A 15,246-nucleotide genomic window follows, 5' to 3' on the forward strand; every position below is an offset into this window, starting at 1 on the left:
CTTATGGCTCAGGTGATCCTAAAGGACGTGGTCAAGAACTACGGCGACGTCTATGCCGTGAACCACGTGTCGCTGACCGTCGAGGACGGCGAGTTCGTGGCGCTGGTCGGCCCGTCCGGCTGCGGCAAGACCACGACGCTCAATCTGGTGGCCGGGCTCATTCCGATGTCGGGCGGCACCATCAGCATCGGCGATCGCGACGTCAGCGACCTCGATCCCAAGGATCGCGACATCGCCATGGTGTTCCAGAACTACGCGCTCTATCCGCAGAAGTCGGTCTACAAGAACCTCGCCTTCCCGCTGCAGATGCGGAAGCTCCCCAAGGAGGAGATCGACCGGCGCGTCCAGGCGGCTGCCAAGACGCTCGACATCACCCACCTGCTCGAGCGCAAGCCGCGCGAACTGTCGGGCGGCCAGCAGCAGCGCGTCGCGCTCGGTCGTGCATTGGTGCGCGAGCCGCGTGCCTTCCTGATGGATGAGCCGCTGAGCAACCTCGATGCCAAGCTGCGCGTGCAGATGCGCTCCGAGATCAAGCGCTTCCACCAGGATCTCAAGGCCACCATCATCTACGTGACGCACGACCAGCTCGAGGCCGTCACCATGGCCGACAAGATGGCGGTGATGAATGGCGGCTTCCTGCAGCAATATGACAGCCCGGCCAATGTCTTCGCCAATCCGGTGAACATGTTCGTCGCCAGCTTCGTCGGCTCGCCCGCCATGAGCCTGATCCCGCTCACCGCTGCCTCCAAGGATGGCAGGGTGGTGTTGCAGAGCCCCGAGGGCTGGGAGCTGCCGCTCTCCGATGCCAATGGCAAGAAGGCGCTGAGCGCCAAATCCAGCAAGGTGGTGCTGGGCGGCCGTCACTCGACCATCAAGGTGCACAAATCCGAGGTGCCCGGTTCGGTGCCCGGCAAGGTCTATACCGTCGAGCCGACCGGCGACATCACCTTCGCCCAGGTGTTCGTCTCGGGCGCGGTGGTCAATGTCAGCGTCGCCCCGACCTTCCAGCTCCGGCCAGACGAACCGGTATTCGTCGAGTTCGACCAGGAGCGCCTGCACCTGTTCGACGGTGAAACCGAGATGGCGCTCAAGCCCGCGTAATCAGTCTGTCTATTGTCCATCCCCTCGGGCGGCCGGATCGCGACCGCCCCTAGCCGAGGCCTTACCCCATGACGTCCAACCCTGCCGAAGACGCGCTCAACCGCGTCAATACCAGCTCCCGCCCGTCTGACCTCCGGATCACCGATATCCGCGTGGCCGAGATCACCGGCGCGCCGTTCCGCTCGGCGCTGCTGAAGATCTACACCAACCAGGGCATTGTCGGCCTTGGCGAAGTCCGCGACGGCGCCAGCGCCACCTATGCGCTGATGCTGAAGAGCCGGCTGCTCGGCGAGAACCCCTGCGACGTCGACCGGCTGTTCCGCCGCATCAAGCAGTTCGGCGGCCATGGCCGCCAGGGCGGCGGCGTTTCGGCCGTCGAGATCGCCTTGTGGGATCTCGCCGGCAAGGCCTATGGCGCGCCGATCTACCAGATGCTGGGCGGCAAGTTCCGCGACAAGGTCCGCTGCTATTGCGATACCGATGCCGACCGGCCGAGCGGCACCGAGATGGGCAAGCGCCTGAAGGAGCGCATGGACAAGGGGTTCACCTTTTTGAAGATGGACCTCGGGCTGATGGAAATCGCCCACATTCCCGGCGCCGTGGTCGGCCCGGCCGGCGTGCTCGAGGGGTTCAAGCAGCATGCCGGCGGCATCCGCGCCACGAACAACGAGGAGCGCAAGGCGCGCAACCTCGTCTATGACGCGCAAAACGTCATGCACCCCTTCACCGGTCTCCACTTCTCCGAAAAGGGCCTCGATCTGCTCGAGCAGTACATCGCCGAAGTGCGTGAGGTGATCGGGCCGGAAATTCCGCTGGCCATCGACCATCTCGGCCACATCTCGCTGCAGGACGGCATCCGGCTGGCGCAGCGGATCGAGAAATACACCCCGGCCTGGCTCGAGGATGTCATCCCCTGGCAGCACGCCGAGAGCTATCGCCGGCTGCAGGAAGCGACCTCGGTGCCGATCTGCACCGGCGAGGACATCTACCTCAAGGAAGGGTTCGAGCCGCTGTTCAATGCCGGCATCGCGGTCATCCACCCCGATATCCTCACCACCGGCGGCATCCTCGAAACCAAGAAGATCGGCGATGCGGCGCAGGACCATGGCATCGCCATGGCCATCCACATGGCCGAGAGCCCGATCGCCGCGATCGCCGCCGCCCATATCGCCACGGCCACCGAGAACTTCCTGGCGCTCGAATATCACTCGGTCGATGTGCCGTGGTGGGACGACATCGTCACCGGTTTCGATGGCCCCATCGTCAGGAACGGCTTCATCGAACTCAGCGACAAGCCGGGCCTCGGCATCGACGACGTCAACGACGAGGTGCTGCTGCAGCACCTGCAGCCGGGCGTCACCGGCATCTGGCAGCCGACCGATCAGTGGGACGACGACATGTCCTGGGACCGGACCTGGAGCTGATGGGCCCAAAATGAAGATCACGGACATCAAGGTCATCGTCTGCTCCCCCGGCCGCAACTTCACCACGGTGAAGATCATGACTGACGAGGGCGTCTACGGCATCGGTGACGGCACGGTAAACGGTCGCGAACTTTCCGTGGTTTCCTACATCCAGGACCACATCGCCCCCACCCTCATCGGCAAGGACCCGCTGCGCACCGAGGACATCTGGCAGTTCCTCTACAAGGGCGCCTACTGGCGTCGCGGCCCGATCACCATGGCGGCGATCGCAGCAATCGACGTGGCGCTGTGGGACATCAAGGCCAAGGTCGCGGGCATGCCGCTGTACCAGTTGCTCGGCGGCAAGTCGCGCGACAAGGTCATGGTCTACAAGCATGTCGGCGGCATCGACATCCCCGAGGTGGTGGACGGCGTGCAGAAGATGCGCGAGCAGGGCCTCGATGCCATTCGCGCCCAGGTATCGATCCCCGGCCTGCCGCCGATCTATGGCACGGGCCCCTCGACCGACCAGGCTGCCGGCGGCATGATCAAGCCGATCGTGGCCGAAGAAGTCTGGGCGACGCACAAATACATGCCGCTGGTGCCCAAGCTCTTCGAAGCCCTGCGCGATGCAGTGGGCTGGGACGTGCACCTCCTGCACGACGTGCACCATCGCCTCACCCCGATCGAGGCCGCTCGCCTCGGCAAGGATCTCGAGCCCTACCGCCTGTTCTGGCTGGAGGATGCGGTGCCGGCCGAGCTGCAGGAGGGCTTCCGCATTATCCGCCAGCACACCACTCAGCCGCTGGCCGTCGGCGAGATCTTCAACTCGGTCTACGACACCACGACCCTGATCCAGGAGCAGCTGATCGACTACATCCGCGTCACTGCCGTGCACGCGGGAGGTGTCACCGGGATCAAGAAGATCTTCGACTTCGCTTCGATCTACCACGTGAAGTCGGCCTGTCACGGCCCCATGGACATGTCGCCTATCTGCATGGGCGCCAACGTCCATGTCGACACTGCGATCAACAATTTCGGCATCCAGGAGTTCACCGGCTACACCAAGGAGACGTACGACGTCTTCAAGTGCGACTGGCGCTACGACCGCGGCTATCTCTACCCCAACGAGACTCCTGGCCACGGCACCGACTTCGATGAAGAGCTTGCCGCCAAGTACCCATACCAAGCCGCCTATCTGCCCGTCGCCCGTCTCGAAGACGGCAGCATGACCAGCTGGTGAGGAGCCCCAAGTGAAGATCACCGCCATCAAGCCGTACCCGGTCTGGGTCGGCCATCGCAACCAGCTGATCGTCAAGGTCGAGACCGATGCCGGCATTTTCGGCTGGGGCGAAAGCGGCCTGTCCGGCCGCGAGAAAGCCGTCGTCGGCGCGCTCGAGCACTATGCGCAGTTCCTCGTCGGGCGCGACCCGATGCAGATCGGCGCGCTGTGGCAGGAAATGTACCGCAGCCAGTATTTCGAGGGCGGGCGGGTGCTGACCGCCGCGCAATCGGCGCTCGACATCGCGCTCTACGATATCAAGGGCAAGGCGCTGGGCGTTCCGGTCTACGAGCTGTTGGGCGGCAAGCATCGCAACGTCATCCCGACCTTCGCTTCGACCGGCTCCATCAGTGGTGACGAGACCATCGAAGAGGCGAGAAAGCTGATGGCGCGCGGCTGGTCCACCATCCGCTTCTTCCCGGCCGAGTGGAACGACGCACAGGGGATTTTCGAGCCGCGCGAGTCGATCGGCAAGACGGCGAAGTTCCTCGTCAAGGCGCGCGAAGCGCTGGGCGAGACCGTGGTGCTGGGCATCGACTACCACCACCGGCTGTCGGTCGCCGAGGCCGCGAGCTTCTGCCAGAAGATGCCCTCGGGTACGATCGACTTTCTCGAGGAGCCGATCCGCGACGAGACGCCGGAGGCTTATGAGAACCTCAGGAAACTCACCGATGTGCAGTTCGCCATCGGCGAGGAATTTTCCTCCAAGTGGCAGTTCCTGCCTTACATCGAGCGCGGCATCCACCAGTACAACCGGCTCGACCTCTGCAATGTCGGCGGCTTCACCGAGGCGATGAAGGTCGCCGGCTGGTCCGAGGCGCACTATGTGGACCTGATGCCGCACAACCCGCTGGGGCCGATCTGCACCGCGGCGACCATCCACTTCTCCGCCGCGACCCCGAACTTCTTCGCGCTCGAGGTGCGGGCCAACGCCACCGACCTCTATGCCGGCACGCCCACTGCGGAGCTGTTCCCGCAAATGCCGATGCTCGATGGCGCGGTGTTCCAGGTGCCGGATGCCCCGGGGCTCGGCATCGAGATCAACGAAAAGCTGCTCGACACCGACAGCTTCAAGTTCTGGGAGGCGCCCCATCTGAAGCGCCGCGACGGTTCGGTTACGAACTGGTAAGACCCAAACCCATTTGGAGGAGACGTATATGGTCCACATCATGCAAAGCCCGATCCCGGCGTTCAAGCGACCGAGCAAGGACATCATCGCCGCGCTCAAGGATATCGGCACAGCCACCGTCGCCGGCTCGCTCGGTCATGCCGGCTTCCGCAACCCGCACATGGTCGGCCCGGTCAGCCAGTATAAGGGCAAGTCCATCGTCGGCACGGCCCTGACCCTGCAGTTCATGCCGCAGCGCCCGGATCTGTTCAGCGAAGGCGAGTATTCCGATCCCGAAAAGCAACTGCACCGCCACGTCCTCTACGAGGTCGAGGAAGGCGACGTGGTCGTCGTCGATGCGCGCGGCGACATGAGCTCGGGCGTCTTCGGCGACATGATGTCGACCTACTTCAAGGGCCGCAAAGGCGCCGGCATCGTCATCGACGGCGTGATGCGCGACAAGCCGAACGTCGACAAGCTCGACCTCGCCATCTGGATGCGCGGCTGGACCCCCAACTACCACGTCCAGGTTTCGATCTGGCCGTCGGCGGTCAACGTGCCGATCTCCTGCGGTGGCGTCATGGTGATTCCGGGCGACATCATCATGGCCGACGACGACGGCGTCGTGGTGCTGCCGCAGTCGATGGCCGAAAAAGTCATCGAGGATTCGCAGAAGCACGCCGAGTGGGAAGTGTTCAGCCGCGAAAAGCTCACCGCCGGTGAATCGCTCCGCCGCTACTACCCGCTGCACCCCGATGCCGAGGAAGAATACCAGGCCTGGCGCAAGGCCAAGGGCCTGCCGCCGAGCCCCAGCCACTGAGGCAAGGTATCCCCGCAGGATGTGAAGGGAAGGGCGCCGCAGGGCGCCCTTCTTCTGTATCTGACCGGAGTCGGAAGTGCAGTGCGTAAACCCCTCACCCGTCTCGGCCTTCGGCCGATCCACCCTCTCCCCGACGGGGAGAGGAATAAGAGGGGAGCGCTGCACTCTCGGTATTCTTCTCCCCGTCGGGTCACGGGACGAGGGCATAGCCCTCGCCCGGAGGTGGCGCGTACAGCGGACGACGGCAAAGCCGTCGCCGCGGCCGGATGAGGGGAAAGCCGCGATGGCGGCGGCTATATGAAAGGTCAAACACCTGACAACCGCCGCGCCGCTGCTCACGCCGTCACCGCCTCCACTTCGATCGTCACATGCGACAGCCGCTCGAGATGCGCCAGCCTGGCCTTGTAGGCGCTCGGGCTGAGCGGCGTCCGGCTGACGATCGAGACGATGGCGGCGTGGTGACCAGGGCCGACCTGCCAGACATGCAGGTCGGCAATCCGGTCGTCGCCGGTTTCGATGGCGCGCCGCACCGCCTCGGGCAGTTGCTCGGAAGCGGGCAGGTAGTCGACCAGCACCGTGCCGGTGTCGCGGATCAGGCCCCATGACCAGCGGGCGATCACCAGGGCGCCGATAATGCCCATTGCCGGGTCCATCCAGGCCCAGCCGAACTGGCTGCCGGCCACCAGCGCCATGATGGCCAGCACCGAGGTGAGCGCATCCGCCAGCACGTGGAGGTAGGCGGCGCGCAGGTTGTTGTCGCGCCCTGCCGCGTGGTCATGATGATGGTCGTGCGCACCATGGTCGCGGTGGTCATGGTCATGGTGGTGATCGTGAGGGTGCCCGTGCCCATGCCCATGGTGCTGATGGCGGTCATGCAGGATCCACGCCGAGACGAGGTTCACCGCCAGTCCGATCACCGCCACGGCGATGGCCTGCGGGAAGCTGATCGACACCGGGGCGAACAGTCGCAACAGGCTCTCCCAGCCGATCAGCAGTGCGATCAGCGCCAGGACGATGGCGCTGGCGAAGCCGGCGAGGTCGCCCAGCCGGCCGGTGCCGAAGGTGAAACGGCTGTCGGCGGCATGCCGCCGCGCGAACAGATAGGCGAGCGCGGCGATCAGCAACGCCGCGGCATGGGTCGACATGTGCCAGCCATCGGCCACCAGCGCCATCGAACCGTAAAAGTTGCCGGCGACGATCTCGGCCACCATCATCGTGGCGGTCAGCGCGATGACGATCCAGGTGCGGCGGGCGTTCCGATCGTGATCGGCGCCGAGGAAGTCGTGGCTATGGGTAGCGCTCAGGCTCATCTCAGGTAGGTCCGCACCACGTCGATCAGTTCCTCGCCACCCTGCCGGCGTTCGGCTTCTCCGGCTGGCGCCAGCACATGGTGGGTGATGTGCTCTTCGATCAGCTCGGCAGTGAGCCCGGTCACGGCGCCGCGCACCGAAGCAACCAGCTGCAGGATTTCCGGACAGCCCAGCTCGGCCTCGAGCGCCCGCTCCACCGCCTCCACCTGCCCCTTGATCCGTCGCACCCGCGCCAGCAGCGCAGCCTTGTGTTTCGTCGTATGGCTCATGGCCGAATAGTATAGGGGGGTACCCTATATGGCAAGCCAGGCTGCGCGCTCGTTCTTGATCGGGATGGCGGGTGGGATCCGGCGAGGCGACAGCTTGCGCTGTCACCGGCGTCGTGCCGCCTCGCACCCCCACCGAGCTGCGCTAGCTCGCTAACGCTCCCAAGCTTCGCTTGCCTTGTAACTTGGACTCATCCGCATCTGATAAAGTTCCAGGTGCGGTGAGCCGCAGCAGTACGACGCTTGCCTGGGTGTTGGAGCCCGTGGGGGAGCGGGTTTCGCTGCGGCTCGATCCATTGATCCCGAACAGTCGCTTGGGCCGCTTGGCGAGCCCGTTTGCGCAAGGATGGGAGGCAATGGAGATCACCGTAGGTATCGACGTGAGCAAGGACCGGCTGGATGTGTTCGTGCATCCGTCCGGAGAACGGTTGGCCGTGGACAATGAGGCGGCCGGGATCGAGGTGCTGGTGGCGCGGTTGCGGGCCATCGGAGCCGACGGCATCGGGCTGGAAGGCACCGGCGGGCTCGAGAAGCTGGCGGTGGCCGAACTGGCGGCGGCCGGGTTGCCGGTACTGGTGCTCAACCCCGCGCAGGTGCGGCACTATGCACAGGCGGAAGGTAAGCGGGCCAAGACCGATCGCATCGACGCAGCGGTGATCGCCCGGTTCCTTGCCGCCACCAAGCCCCAGTTGCGCCCGCTGGCCGATGCCGAAACGGTACTGCTCGGCGAACTGATGGCGCGACGCCGGCAACTGGTCGGCATGCTGGTCGCCGAGAAGAACCGACACGCCCGCGCTGCGGGCCGGATCAAAACCAGCATCGCTCGCATCATCAAGGCGCTGAACGACGAACTGGCATCCCTCGACGACGACCTCGACACCGCCATCCGCAGCTCGCCGGCCTGGCGCCATAAGGAGAACCTGCTGGCGTCGGTTCCCGGCGTCGGCAAGATCATCTCCCGCACGCTGATGGCCGAACTGCCCGAACTGGGCCAGCTCGATCGGCGCACCATCGCAGCGCTGTGCGGCCTGGCTCCCTTCACCCGCCAGTCCGGTCGATGGCGTGGCAATAGCATGATCGCAGGCGGCCGACCCGAACCCCGGGCCGCGCTCTTCATCGGCGCCCTCGTCGCAGCCCGTCACAACCCGGTGTTCAAAGCCTTCACCAACCGTCTCATCGAAGCCGGAAAACCAAAACGCGTCGCCCTCATCGCCTGCGCTCGAAAACTCCTCACCATCCTCAACGCCATCATTCGGGACAACAAGCCATGGCAAACCGCTTGACCAGCAACACAGTCGCTCCCCCCTCAAAGGGGAGGTGGGCCGCTGCCTGTGATCTGCGAGTGCCCAACGCTGGATCGGCACCCTCCCCTTGACGGGGAGGGATGGGGTGGGGTGTGCAGCGCGCTCGATGTTGAAGCAGGCAGCGGGCGTCAAGCCTTGCCCAGAAACTCCGCCATGCGGATCAGCCCCTGCATGTAGCCGATGGCATGCGAGCGGCCGCGGTGGTTCCAGTCGCTGTCGCCGTCCATCTTGGGCACGTGGTCGTCGAGCAGGAAGCCGTCGAAACCGTTCTTGGCGAGCAGCACGATGACTTCCGCCGGATCGAAATTGCCGTCGCCGATGAAGCACTCGACGAAGTTCGGCACCGAGCCCTTCACATCGCGGAAATGGATGTAGGAAATGCGCCCCTTGGGAGCGAAATACTCGATCATCTCGGTGACGTTCTGCTTGCCGCCTTCCATCTCCGAGCAGCAGCCGAGGCAGAGATCGAGCGTCCAGGCCTCCGAGCGGCCAACCAGGTCATAGGCCTTCTTGAAGTTCTCGGGCTTGTAGAACAGCCGCGCCACGCCGCCCAGCATCGGCACCGGCGGGTCGTCGGGATGCAGCGCCAGCTTCAGCCCTTCTTCCTCGGCCACCGGCAGCACCGCCTTCATGAAATACTCGTAGTTGCTCCACATCTGCGCTTCGGTGATCAGCGGGCCGTCCTTGCCGAACAGCGGCATCGAGGAGGCGCGGCCCAGCGTCGTCGGCATGAACGAGCGCAGCAGCTCGAGGTTGTCGATATTGGCTTCGACCACCGCCATGTCGAACTGGCGGGCCACGGCGCCGCCGCGGGTCGCCGCGTCGCGCTTGGTGGTCCACACCGAATTGGGCATGAAGTGCAGGCCCAGCACCGGAATGCCGGCGCGCGCCACGGCGCGGATCGTATGCTGGTAGTTCTCGATCTGCTCGTCGCGGCCGTCGAGCCCCATCATCGCCTTGTGGTAGAAATGCGTGGGGACGTTCTCGATCGCCTCGAACTTGAGGCCCGCAGCTTCCACCTGGTCGACCAGCGCCCGAACATCCTTCTGTTCCCAGCGGCTGTCGCCGGGCAGCGTCGGGTTGTTCATCTGCAACCCGGTGGCGCCGATCTGCGCCGCAAAGCGGAGCCGTTCTTCGCTCAGTTCGTGGAACTGGCCTACCGCAACCCTGATACCCATAATTGTCTTCCCAGTTAGAAATACTGTCCGTGTGTCACCGGGTCATTCCCGCGAAAGCGGGAACCTCCGTTTGCTGTCCGCCGAGCCCGTGGCCCAAACAGGGATTCCCGCCTTCGCAAGAATGACGCCGTGGGTACGGTTGGTCCGAGGCCTCATCCCTTGACCGATCCCTCGGTCATGCCCGCGACCATGAAGCGTTGGGCGACGAAGTAGAGGATCATCAGCGGCACCGACGAGATGGCGGCGCCGGCCATCAGCGGCCCCCAGGGGAGGACGTCGGAGGTGATGAGATAGTTGAGCGCCAAGGGCGCGGTGCGTACGCTTTCCGAGGTGGTCAATACCAGCGCGAACAGCAGCTCGTTCCACGCTCCGGTGAAGGTGAAGATGGCAACCGCGGCAAGCCCGGGAGCCGAGAGCGGCAGGGTGATCCTCAGCAGCGCGCCGAAGCGGGTCAGCCCATCGATCATCCCCTGTTCTTCCAGTTCGCGCGGCACGCCGCGGAAATAGCCCTGCAGCAGCCAGGTGGAGAGCGGCAGCGAGAAGGTGAGGTAGACGAGGATCAGCCCGGTGAGCGAGTTGCCCAGCTTCAGCTGCGCCATGACGATCGACAGCGGAATGAACAGCAGTGAGCCGGGGGTGAGATAGGCGAAGAGGATCAGTCGGCCGATGATGCCACGGAAACGATAGCGGAACCGCACCATCGAATAGGCGGCGAAAGACGAGATGATCACCGAGATGACGGTGACGGTAGAGGCGACGATGAAGCTGTTGCGGATCGACAGCAGGAACTGCCCGTCGGCGAGCAGCTTCTCGAAGTTGGCGAGGCTGAAGCGCGACGGCCAGAGCGAGGGCACCCGGAGGATGTCGCGCGGCAGCTTCAACGAGGTCGCCAGCATCCAGTAGATCGGGAACAGCACCAGGATGACCGCGATGAGCAAGGCGGCATAGCTCAGCAGCCGGCCGGTCAGGACCCGGCGACGGGCTGCGGCGCCGGCATTGGCGGGCGCGGCGCTGGCGACTTCGGCGAGGCTGGCCATTATTCCTCCCTCCGCATCATCAGCGAGGTGGCAAAGAGCACGAGGATGGCGAGCACCGGCAGCATGTAGACCGAGACGGCGGCGGCTTCGCCGATGCGCTGCGTCTGCATGCCGAAATAGGCGAGCACCGGAAACACCATGGTGGCATCCGACGGCCCACCGGCGGTAAGCAGCCAGACATGCTCGAAGCCGTTGGCGGTCCAGATCGAGCTCAATAGCGTCGTGACGATGATCACCGGCAGGATCGACGGGATGGTGACGTTCCAGAAGCGCTGCCAGGTATTGGCGCCGTCGACGATCGCGGCTTCGTAGAGTTCCTTGGGCACCGACTGCAGCGCCGCGAGGATCGAGATGAACCAGAACGGAAAGCCGCGCCACACCGAGGCGATGATCACCGAAGCCATGGCGGTGTTACGGGTGCCGAGCCAGTCGACGGTGCCGGTATAGAGGCCGGTCTGGTTGAGGATCAGGTTTATGCCGCCACCGATCGGCTGGTACAGCACGCGCCAGGTGAGAAAGGCGACGAAAGCCGGCATCGCCCAGGGCAGCATGAGGAAGGAGCGGAAGAGGCCGCGCCCTGGCAGGTTCTGGTGCACCAGCAGCGCGAGGCCGAGGCCGATCACCAGCTTCAGCGCATCCGACACCAGCACGATGACGATGGTGTTGCGGATCGCTGCCCAGAAGGTCGCGGTGCCGGCGAGATACTCGAAGTTCTTGAAGCCGACGAAGTTGCCGGCGCTGCCGATCACCATGTCGGTGAACGACACCCAGATGGCAAAGAAGAACGGATAGGCCACCAGCCCCAGGATCAGCAGCACCACCGGCGCCACCAGCGCATAGGCGAACAGCTTGAGTTTCAGGCCGCTGCCGAGGCGGCGGCGGGGAGGGCCCGCATCAGAAATGGTCATGTCGTCGTTCCATCTTCGAGAAAGGCCCCCTCACCCGGATCGCTATGCGATCCGACCTCTCCCCCAAGGGAGAGGTGGTGTGGTGGCTCGATCGCGCCCCATCGCACCTCTCCCTTGGGGACGCGGTAGCGCCCCGAGGGGGAGAGGTCGGCGCGTCAGCGCCGGGTGAGGGGGCCTTCTGCCTCGCCTTCAACTCAACAAAGCTTTCCAAAAACACCCGCGGATGGCCCCGGGAGGAACCATCCGCGGCAGGGAGGAACGTTGATCAGTACTTGTCGTAGATCGCCTGGCCCTGGGCCTGCGCCTCGGCGATCGCCTTGTCGAAGTCCCAGCCATCCACCACCACGCGCTGCGCCAGCTTGGGGATCAGGAAGTTCGAGCCGAAATCGGCGAAGGCGGCGTTGTTGACGTCCGGGTAGGCCGGGGCCGTGCCGTTCTTGGCGAGGCCGAGGAGGCCGACGAGGATGGTGTTGGTGCCGTCGAACGCCTGCAGCTTTTCCTGCGCCTGGAGCACCGGGCCGTAAATCGCCACGTTGAAATAGGCGTTCATGAACTCTGGGCTTGAGAGGTGTTCGAGCAGCGCCTTGGCCTCGTCCTGCACCGGACTCGCCTTGGTGATGGCGCGCACCTGCACGTCGATCGGCGAGATGATGCCCTTGGGCCCGCCCGGCAGCGGTGAGAAGGCACTGGCTTCGAACAGCTCCGGATCGTCCTTCTTGGCGGCGATGCCGACCGAGCCGGTATTGGCGATGAAGCCGGCCTGGCCCGAGAGATACGCCTGGTTGTCGCCGGCGCCGTCCCAGGTGGTGTTGCCGGGCGAGAACAGCCCCTTGTCCCAGGCATTCTTCAGCCAGGTCAGCCACAGCCGGGTCTCGGGCGTATCGAGCGTCACCTTCTTGCCGGCGTCGTCGGCGATGCGGCCGCCGAACGACTGCAGCACCGCGACCTGCAGGTTGGCGTCGCCGACATTGGAGAGCGCCAGGCCGAGCCCGGAAACCGGCGCCTTGTTGATGGCTTCCGCTTGCGTCACCAGTTCGTCCCAGGTCTTGGGCGCTTCGGTGAAGCCGGCCGGCTCGAGCAGATCCTTGCGCCGCAGCAACAGGTTGCCGTTGACGCCGAACGGGATGCCGACGCGGGCAATGCCGCCATCCGCCGTGAGATCGGTTGCGGTATCGGGGCCCTGGAACCAGCCACCCTGCGCGTCGCCGATCTTCTTGTAGAGATCGCCCAGGTCGGAGAACTGGCTCTGCCGCGCCAGGAGGCGCGCCAGGCCGAGGCCCATGTCGAGCGCATCCGGCATGGTGTTGGACGAGACCGCCGCCGAGACCTTCTGGGTGGTCTCGTTCTGGTTGATCATCACCACTTCGGTGGCGACGCCATTGGCCGCCCCCCAGGCGGTGATGGTGTCGCTGAGCAGCTTGTTGGCATCGTCCGAAAAGATCAGGCCGCCCCAGTAGGTGAGCTTCTTGCCCTGCGCGATGGCGGGCATCGGGAAGCTGCTGGCGGCAGCAAGCGCCAGGCCGCTGGCAGCGGTCGTCAGCACGCGGCGGCGCGACCAGCCGCTGGGCTTCTGGGTATCGGATGATTTGGTCATGGGCTCTCCTCCAAGATGAGCTCGTTTTGCGGCTTGGCGATGCGGACGATGCCGGACTGACCGCCGGACGATCAGGCATTCGGTTGGTCGGTCCGCCTCCCCGTGGGGTCCCGATTGAGTCCGAGCGGATAGGGCCCAAACGGCCCGTTCGCTCACAGTTTTCCCGCAGCGCCGACTATTAAATATATTTATTAGCGCTATTAAGAGCGTATTATGGCCGTCGAACGGCTGTCAATCTGCCATTGGCTAGGAGAAAAGGATGAGGGGTGAGATCGAGAATGCGGGCTACGCCGCGTTCTTTGACGCTCTCATCGCCGGCAAGCTGAAGCTCGGCCAGACCCTGACGCAGGAGGAACTGTGCAAGGTGCTGGGGCTTTCGCTGTCGCCGATGCGCGAGACCACCACCCTGCTCGAAGCCGAGGGGCTGATCACCGTCCGCCGGAAGGTGGGGATCACCATCTTCTATCCGGATGTGAAATTCGTCGGAAACTGCTTTCAGTTCCGCGGCTTGCTCGAACGCGAGGGGCTGCGCAAGTTCGCCCAGACCGTCACTCCCGCCTGGATCGATGCAATGCGTGACGAACATTACGACATCATCGACTTCGTCCGCCAGACCAACGACATGGAGCGCTACCGCGTGCCGGTGAAGCTGCTGGAGCGGAAGTTCCACGATACCTTCGTCGCGGCCTTCGAGAACGACCAGATCAGCGTCAACTACGCGCGCCTGACCCAGAAGATGTACCTGCTGCGCCTGCACAACCTCAACGCCGTCGGGCCGGCCAACACCGTGACCTCGATGGAGGAGCACCTGGTGATCATCGACGCGCTGAAGGCCGGCGATGTCGAGGCCGCCTGCGACGGACTCGATCGGCACCTGCAGGGCGTGCTGCACCGCGTGCTGACGACATAGCGCGAACTTATGGTGGCTGCCTTCTCCCACAAGGAGAAGGCGATGGAGTCGCAAGCTCCGAGCATCTCACTCCCCCGGAAGTCGAATCTCGGTCCCCGTTGACAACGACGGTCACCGGCGTTTAGCTGTCCCCAATATGAAACGCTCGTTCCAGATGCGGAACGCACGACGAGCGATCCGGAGGAAGCTCATGAGTGACGAGGCGCTCTCGCCTGTCCTTGCGGCACGCAACATCTCGCGTCATTTCGGTGCCGTGGTGGCGCTCGCCGATGCGTCGCTGACGCTGCGGCCGCGCGAGGTGGTTGGCCTGGTCGGCGACAATGGCGCCGGCAAGTCGACGCTCTTGAAGATCCTGTCGGGCATCGTCACCCCGTCCGGCGGCGACATCGTCATCGATGGCAGGCCCGTGGCGCTGAAGCGCGCCCAGGACGCCATGGATGCGGGGATCGAGACGGTCTACCAGGACCTGGCGCTGGTCGACACCATGTCGGCCTACCAGAACGTCTATCTCGGCCGCGAGGAGCTCTCGAAGAACCCGCTGGCCCGGCTGTTCAACCTCGTCGACGACCGCCGGATGCGCGATCGCGCGCGTGAGGTGCTCGACATGCTCAAGGTGAAGATCCCCTCGATCAACGTCTCGGTGAAGGGCATGTCGGGCGGCCAGCGCCAGTGCCTCGCCATCGCCCGGGCGCTGCTCTGGGGCCGCCGCATCGTCATCCTCGACGAGCCGACCGCGGCGCTCGGGGTGCGCGAAACCGGCCAGGTGCTCGAGGTGATCCGCGACCTGCGCCAGCACGACGTCTCGGTGATCATCGTCAGCCACAACATGCAGCAGCTGATGAGCGTTGCCGACCGCATCACCGTGATGCGGCTCGGTCGCTCGATCGCCACCCGCACCGTCAAGGACACCGAGGTCAACGAGATCGTCGGTTTGATCACCGGCGCCATTCCGGGCGACTCGCCCGAAGCGCGCGCCGCCCAGGCAGCGGCCTGAGGCACAAGCCTCGGCCCATCAGACTACGTTC

At 64.8% G+C, this 15,246-nt stretch carries 14 protein-coding genes; 8 read left to right on the top strand and 6 right to left on the bottom strand.

The window, feature by feature from the left end; genetic code table 11:
- The first annotated feature begins 3 nt into the window (after window positions 1-3).
- The 5 genes from APS40_RS12590 to APS40_RS12610 all read left to right on the top strand — a co-directional run bounded on the left by APS40_RS12590 (window position 4) and on the right by APS40_RS12610 (window position 5,714).
- Window positions 4-1,101, top strand: a complete 1,098-nt coding sequence (locus APS40_RS12590; protein WP_055047379.1) for an ABC transporter ATP-binding protein — start codon at window positions 4-6, stop codon at window positions 1,099-1,101.
- A 68-nt stretch (window positions 1,102-1,169) separates the two neighbouring features.
- Complete coding sequence (locus APS40_RS12595) at window positions 1,170-2,525, top strand: mandelate racemase/muconate lactonizing enzyme family protein (protein WP_055047380.1); 1,356 nt, start codon at window positions 1,170-1,172, stop codon at window positions 2,523-2,525.
- Between the two features lie 10 nt (window positions 2,526-2,535).
- The gene (gene manD / locus APS40_RS12600; RefSeq protein ID WP_055047381.1) at window positions 2,536-3,747 is read left to right on the top strand and encodes a D-mannonate dehydratase ManD; all 1,212 of its coding nucleotides are present in this window, start codon (window positions 2,536-2,538) and stop codon (window positions 3,745-3,747) included.
- 10 nt (window positions 3,748-3,757) lie between these two features.
- Window positions 3,758-4,915 (top strand): mandelate racemase/muconate lactonizing enzyme family protein, encoded by a 1,158-nt coding sequence (locus APS40_RS12605; protein ID WP_055047382.1) that lies wholly within the window; start codon window positions 3,758-3,760, stop codon window positions 4,913-4,915.
- A 28-nt stretch (window positions 4,916-4,943) separates the two neighbouring features.
- Entirely contained in the window at window positions 4,944-5,714 is a 771-nt protein-coding gene (locus tag APS40_RS12610; protein ID WP_236884098.1) for a ribonuclease activity regulator RraA, read from the top strand.
- A 335-nt stretch (window positions 5,715-6,049) separates the two neighbouring features.
- On the opposite strand, the gene dmeF is transcribed toward APS40_RS12610, so the two are convergent.
- Both dmeF and APS40_RS12620 read right to left on the bottom strand, forming a co-directional pair.
- Complete coding sequence (gene dmeF, locus APS40_RS12615) at window positions 6,050-7,024, bottom strand: CDF family Co(II)/Ni(II) efflux transporter DmeF (RefSeq protein ID WP_055047383.1); 975 nt, start codon at window positions 7,022-7,024, stop codon at window positions 6,050-6,052.
- The gene (locus APS40_RS12620; RefSeq protein ID WP_055047384.1) at window positions 7,021-7,293 is read right to left on the bottom strand and encodes a metal/formaldehyde-sensitive transcriptional repressor; all 273 of its coding nucleotides are present in this window, start codon (window positions 7,291-7,293) and stop codon (window positions 7,021-7,023) included. The genes dmeF and APS40_RS12620 overlap by 4 nt, the downstream gene beginning before the upstream one ends.
- 353 nt (window positions 7,294-7,646) lie before the next feature.
- Here APS40_RS12620 and APS40_RS12625 point away from each other — a divergent pair, with 353 nt between their 5' ends.
- The gene (locus tag APS40_RS12625) at window positions 7,647-8,573 is read left to right on the top strand and encodes an IS110 family transposase (protein WP_055047385.1); all 927 of its coding nucleotides are present in this window, start codon (window positions 7,647-7,649) and stop codon (window positions 8,571-8,573) included.
- A gap of 149 nt (window positions 8,574-8,722) precedes the next feature.
- Here the strand turns inward: APS40_RS12625 and APS40_RS12630 are convergent, their stop codons facing one another.
- The 4 genes from APS40_RS12630 to APS40_RS12645 all read right to left on the bottom strand — a co-directional run bounded on the left by APS40_RS12630 (window position 8,723) and on the right by APS40_RS12645 (window position 13,311).
- A complete protein-coding gene (locus APS40_RS12630) occupies window positions 8,723-9,772 on the bottom strand; it encodes a mannonate dehydratase (RefSeq protein WP_055047386.1) in 1,050 nt (349 codons plus the stop codon).
- A 152-nt stretch (window positions 9,773-9,924) separates the two neighbouring features.
- On the bottom strand, window positions 9,925-10,809 hold the full coding sequence (locus tag APS40_RS12635; protein ID WP_055047387.1) for a carbohydrate ABC transporter permease: 885 nt from the start codon (window positions 10,807-10,809) through the stop codon (window positions 9,925-9,927).
- A complete protein-coding gene (locus APS40_RS12640; protein ID WP_055047388.1) occupies window positions 10,809-11,717 on the bottom strand; it encodes a carbohydrate ABC transporter permease in 909 nt (302 codons plus the stop codon). Before APS40_RS12640 ends, APS40_RS12635 begins: the two co-directional genes overlap by 1 nt.
- Window positions 11,718-11,982: 265 nt before the next feature.
- Window positions 11,983-13,311: an ABC transporter substrate-binding protein gene (locus tag APS40_RS12645; RefSeq protein ID WP_055047389.1), complete on the bottom strand. Its 1,329-nt coding sequence runs from the start codon at window positions 13,309-13,311 to the stop codon at window positions 11,983-11,985.
- Between the two features lie 259 nt (window positions 13,312-13,570).
- On the opposite strand from APS40_RS12645, the gene APS40_RS12650 reads away from it, so the two are divergent.
- Window positions 13,571-14,221, top strand: coding sequence for a GntR family transcriptional regulator (locus APS40_RS12650; RefSeq protein WP_055047390.1), 651 nt, complete (start codon window positions 13,571-13,573; stop codon window positions 14,219-14,221).
- A 190-nt stretch (window positions 14,222-14,411) separates the two neighbouring features.
- Window positions 14,412-15,215: an ATP-binding cassette domain-containing protein gene (locus tag APS40_RS12655; protein ID WP_055047391.1), complete on the top strand. Its 804-nt coding sequence runs from the start codon at window positions 14,412-14,414 to the stop codon at window positions 15,213-15,215.
- The last annotated feature ends 31 nt before the right edge of the window (window positions 15,216-15,246 follow it).

Origin of the sequence: Devosia sp. A16, assembly GCF_001402915.1 — a bacterium.
Classification (GTDB): domain Bacteria; phylum Pseudomonadota; class Alphaproteobacteria; order Rhizobiales; family Devosiaceae; genus Devosia_A.